Source organism: Campylobacter sp. US50a, from assembly GCF_004379015.1.
GTDB classification, from domain to species: domain Bacteria; phylum Campylobacterota; class Campylobacteria; order Campylobacterales; family Campylobacteraceae; genus Campylobacter_D; species Campylobacter_D jejuni.
In genome coordinates this window covers 1-247 of the sequence record NZ_RYYJ01000108.1, presented here as the reverse complement: position 1 = coordinate 247, position 247 = coordinate 1, and the positions used below count along the sequence as shown (strand labels likewise).

Genomic DNA, 247 nt, shown 5'->3' with positions numbered 1-247 from the left:
TTTAATTTTGGTGGAAAAATAGAAGGCTCTATAAAAGTAGAAGATGGAGCTACTGTAACTTCTTCTTCAGGCCAAGCCATATCTAACTCTGGCTCAGGAAGTATAACAGGTGGTATTACTGTTAGTGGGGAAAACACTAAACTTGAAGGAAATATAATCAATACAGGTAATGCTTCTATAGGTAGTGATATCAAGATAGAAGGTGGAGCTAAGGTAGAAGGTGGTCTTGTTAATCAAGGCAATGGAA

1 pseudogene is annotated in these 247 nt (G+C 37.2%); it reads left to right on the top strand.

From position 1 onward, the window contains the following. Window positions 1–247, top strand: a pseudogene (locus ELQ11_RS09830) (hypothetical protein); the annotation flags it as partial.